Annotated in this window: 6 protein-coding genes; 3 read left to right on the forward strand and 3 right to left on the reverse strand. The window is 47.9% G+C overall.

Going from position 1 to position 3591, the window contains the following annotated elements; genetic code table 11:
* Positions 1 to 81: 81 nt before the first annotated feature.
* The 3 genes from KW93_RS08630 to KW93_RS08640 form a co-directional block, all read right to left on the reverse strand.
* Positions 82 to 408, reverse strand: coding sequence for a hypothetical protein (locus tag KW93_RS08630; protein ID WP_033542598.1), 327 nt, complete (start codon positions 406 to 408; stop codon positions 82 to 84).
* Positions 409 to 537: 129 nt separating this feature from the next.
* Positions 538 to 1113 carry a DUF488 domain-containing protein gene (locus tag KW93_RS08635; protein ID WP_033542599.1) on the reverse strand — a complete coding sequence of 192 codons (576 nt, stop codon included), beginning with the start codon at positions 1111 to 1113 and terminating at the stop codon, positions 538 to 540.
* 69 nt (positions 1114 to 1182) lie between these two features.
* Positions 1183 to 1365, reverse strand: a complete 183-nt coding sequence (locus KW93_RS08640) for a hypothetical protein (protein WP_033542600.1) — start codon at positions 1363 to 1365, stop codon at positions 1183 to 1185.
* Positions 1366 to 1547: 182 nt separating this feature from the next.
* Here KW93_RS08640 and KW93_RS08645 point away from each other — a divergent pair, with 182 nt between their 5' ends.
* The 3 genes from KW93_RS08645 to KW93_RS08650 all read left to right on the forward strand — a co-directional run bounded on the left by KW93_RS08645 (position 1548) and on the right by KW93_RS08650 (position 3377).
* Complete coding sequence (locus KW93_RS08645) at positions 1548 to 2420, forward strand: metallophosphoesterase family protein (protein ID WP_033542601.1); 873 nt, start codon at positions 1548 to 1550, stop codon at positions 2418 to 2420.
* A gap of 12 nt (positions 2421 to 2432) precedes the next feature.
* On the forward strand, positions 2433 to 2609 hold the full coding sequence (locus KW93_RS17445; protein WP_161787032.1) for a hypothetical protein: 177 nt from the start codon (positions 2433 to 2435) through the stop codon (positions 2607 to 2609).
* 129 nt (positions 2610 to 2738) lie between these two features.
* Positions 2739 to 3377 (forward strand): O-methyltransferase, encoded by a 639-nt coding sequence (locus KW93_RS08650; RefSeq protein WP_033542602.1) that lies wholly within the window; start codon positions 2739 to 2741, stop codon positions 3375 to 3377.
* Positions 3378 to 3591: the final 214 nt, after the last annotated feature.

Genomic DNA, 3591 nt, shown 5'->3' on the forward strand with positions numbered 1-3591 from the left:
TCTCCCGCCCACAAAAAAAGAAAACCCGCCTCATTCAGACAAAAAGTCCGAAAAAGGCGGTTCCTCTACTAAAATTCCCTCTTATAAAACACTGTTCGGATGCGGTTTTGTGATATCCACCGCATAGACATCGATGCGGTTCACAATCAAATCGCGGATTGCGTAAATTGGTCGCTCGTTCCGCTCTGTTTCTTCTATATATGCATTGGCCTTTTCCTGGAGCTGGATGCCGATTGACTTGCCGGCTGACGCATCTTCAAAACTTTCGCGGAAAGCGTGCTCATACCAAAGGTTCGACACCTGGATATTCTTCAGCTTGCCTTCATCTTCCGTCGCCCCGACCACCAGATAATGGTTGCCGTATTCGTCCCTCACCAAATCGCCGGTCTGGATATTCTGCATACTCATCGTTTCAATTCCCCTTCCATTCGTCTTTTTTGACCCTTATGTAGAATGCCTTCCTTATTGAGTATTCTCTAAATCCATGCCAAATAAACCTTTATGATGGAATGCATTTCATTTCCTGCTCCCAAAGGTTTATTCGGCAATTTCCTCTTCTTTATCTTCCGGATAGACTACTGACACGCCATTTTCTTCCTTAACTTCAGCCGCAGCACCCCACTTGCCGACTTCATGCTCAACCAGTTCAACGCTTTCATTTTTCCCGTCGATAATATGAATGACGGTATGGCCGTTCGCCACAAGCCAATTGCTGATCAGCAGGCGGTGGCAGCGCGCCGGATGCCGCTCCGAGCAGCAATATGCGACTCGCCTGTCAGCTGCAAGTTCAAGCAGTTCGTCAATGCCTTCCTTGAATTCATCGCTCAGTGTATAGTCCGCGTAATTATGGAACGAGCGATTGCGCCAGCCGCTATTGACTTCTTCCTCTATTTCCTTCGATTTCCTCCGGCGACCTCCGAGTTTCGGAAAATGGCGGTAGCTGATCCCTTCCGCCTCCAGCCATGCCGGAAAAACATCTTTTGAAAACTGAGGCCACTTGCGGCTGCCAGGAAAAGCCCGCACATCCGCCAGCACATCAATCGAGTTCCCTTTCAGCATTTTCTCGAAAAACTCCTTCGAATGGCTGGAATGGCCGATTGTGTAAATTTCCAATTGGCTCCTCCCTCTCTTTAAACTTCAAAAACCGCCCCGATAGCTCAAAGCGGCTTTCAAACGTGAAGTTTATTTCAGCTTCCATGTTTTGTTGTCATTTTTGATGAACGTTTCTTCACCCGTTTCGGGATCGCGGATGATTTTATCCTGAGTCGGCACATCTTCTCTCCCTTCGTCCGGTGCGTTTTCATGCTCATTTTCGATGACTATCTCTTCATTTCGCTTCTCGTCTTTGTTTTCTTTATTCGCCATGGGGCCGCGCTCCTCTCGCTTTGTTTACCATCTCTTTACCCGGTGGGCAATAAAATAAGCAACTCCGATTTTATTGCCATTAAAAAAGTTTCTTTACAATACTTAACGCTCACTTAGCACGCGCTTCACAATCGGTTGCGATAATGGAGTTGGCAAGAGAATGAAAGGAGCTGGAGAAATTCATGAAAATTGCAGTGATCGGCGATTTGCATTATCCATCGGTAAACGCGGAGTATGCCTTGTTAAGACAGGAACGGCAATTGTTTTATGAAAGCTTTATGGCGCATTTTTTCTCGATTCCCGCTGACTTGTACGTTTCGATTGGTGACTTGACGAATTTTGGCTCACAGGATGAACTGGAGGATATTTACGCGATCATCGACCAGCATCACAAGCCTTTTGTCCATGTGCTCGGTAATCACGATCTCTACGGCATGAGCCGCGATGAAGTTCTGGACATCACCCATCAGGAACGCTTCCATTCCCTGACGACCGAAGGCGCCGTGCTGGCATTTCTGGATACGGCAAAAGAAATGGATTATGAAGACTGGGGAGGAACTCTCGACACGATTCAACAGCAATGGCTGGCAGACATCGTCGAAAAGTCCGGCGACCGTCCGCTGATCGTTTTCGGCCATCATCCGGTTTACGGCACCACCAAAAATTCCAGTCTGGAAAAGCGCTGCATTTCACCCGACATTCCGATGTGGGACATTTTAAATAAAAAACAGAACGCAGGCCTGTACGTCAATGGCCACAATCACTTCAACTCGATCGCCGCACGCGAACAGTGGACATTCCTGCAGATTGCGGCGGTGCTTGATGAACAGGCAGTGCGCGTCATCGAAATTTCAGATGCGTTCATCTCGATCGATTATGTGCCGTTTGCTGACAATGAATTACAGCAAAGAGCACGCGCAATCGGCAATGCCATCAATCATTTCAACCTTAATCCGCATCCGCTCGGCACGCAGGCGGACGTGAAATACGCCATCCCGCTTGCAGTTCCGGTACGGACAAATATTACTGAAGAAGAGGAAATCATCAATTCATGAGGAGGCATACCGATGGCAGACAATAAAGACAAAAAGCTTCATCAGGACGAAGAAACGGTACAGGCCAACGAAGCGATCGAGGAAGAATTCTACAGCGATGATAATAAATCCAAACAGACTTCTTCTCCTGTTCCGCTTGTTGCCAACAATACCGCGCCTTTGACGTCGGATGACAAAAAGAAGGATTGAGCCCGTTTAACAAATTAGCCCGGAAATGCGAAGACATCGCATTTCCGGGCTTCTTTTTGTCCTCCTGCGTTGAGCTGGTGTAAACTTGAAGGAGATTCAATCCATTCACAAAGAGAGGAATTGAAACTCATGAAAGAGACCAATGCTTATATAAATGAAGTATTTACGAAACCGGATGAAGTTCTGGCAGGTGTGATTACGTCCATCGAACAGCACGGCATGCGCCAGATTTCCGTACCGCCCGCTTCCGGCAAGCTGCTGACAATGCTGGTTTCTATTTCCGCCGCTAAAAATGTACTGGAAATTGGCGCACTCGGCGGCTACAGCGGCATTTGCCTGGCAAGAGGATTTGGATCCGAAGGCAAACTGACTTCACTCGAACTCGAAGAAAGCTTTGCTCAGCTTGCAAAACAAAATCTCTCAGAAGCAGGTTTTGGAGACCAGGTCACCTACCTGACCGGCCCCGCACTCGACAGCCTGAAAAAACTGAGCGATTCCGGCGAAAGTTTCGACTTTTTCTTTATCGATGCCGATAAAGAGAACTATGAAAACTATTTGGAGGCGTGCCTGAAAATCGCGCAGCCGGGAGCCGTCATCGTCGCTGACAACGTGCTGGCAGGTGGCACCGTCGCGGATCCGACTCTTGAACCTAAACAAAACACCGAAATTATGAAATCGTTCAACCAGGTCACAGCAAACCATCCGAAACTCGAATCGCTGCTGATTCCGGTTGGCGATGGCATGACGGTGTCGCAAGTGAAGAAGTGAGAATGCGCCGGGGCGGCTGCCCTGGCGCATTCTCACTTCTTCTTTCAAATTTCGGGAGTTTCTTCATATTACATACCAATAAAAAAGCTGTTTCAGCTCAAAAAGTCTCTATATCATGGCTGAAAAGCAACCTGTCCTTGCCAGCATGGCGATAAGCGGCACCCGGGAGATTATTTTTGGGGGTTATCGTTGTTCATGGGATTTTATCGTCGCT

Origin of the sequence: Planococcus sp. CAU13 (genome assembly GCF_000775575.1) — a bacterium.
GTDB lineage: Bacteria > Bacillota > Bacilli > Bacillales_A > Planococcaceae > Planococcus.

Coding starts and splice junctions, on each gene's coding strand:
- KW93_RS08630 (WP_033542598.1), bottom strand. CDS start 408: ATGAGTATGCAGAATATCCAGACCGGCGATTTGGTGAGGGACGAATAC.
- KW93_RS08640 (WP_033542600.1), bottom strand. CDS start 1,365: ATGGCGAATAAAGAAAACAAAGACGAGAAGCGAAATGAAGAGATAGTC.
- KW93_RS08645 (WP_033542601.1), top strand. CDS start 1,548: ATGAAAATTGCAGTGATCGGCGATTTGCATTATCCATCGGTAAACGCG.
- KW93_RS17445 (WP_161787032.1), top strand. CDS start 2,433: ATGGCAGACAATAAAGACAAAAAGCTTCATCAGGACGAAGAAACGGTA.
- KW93_RS08650 (WP_033542602.1), top strand. CDS start 2,739: ATGAAAGAGACCAATGCTTATATAAATGAAGTATTTACGAAACCGGAT.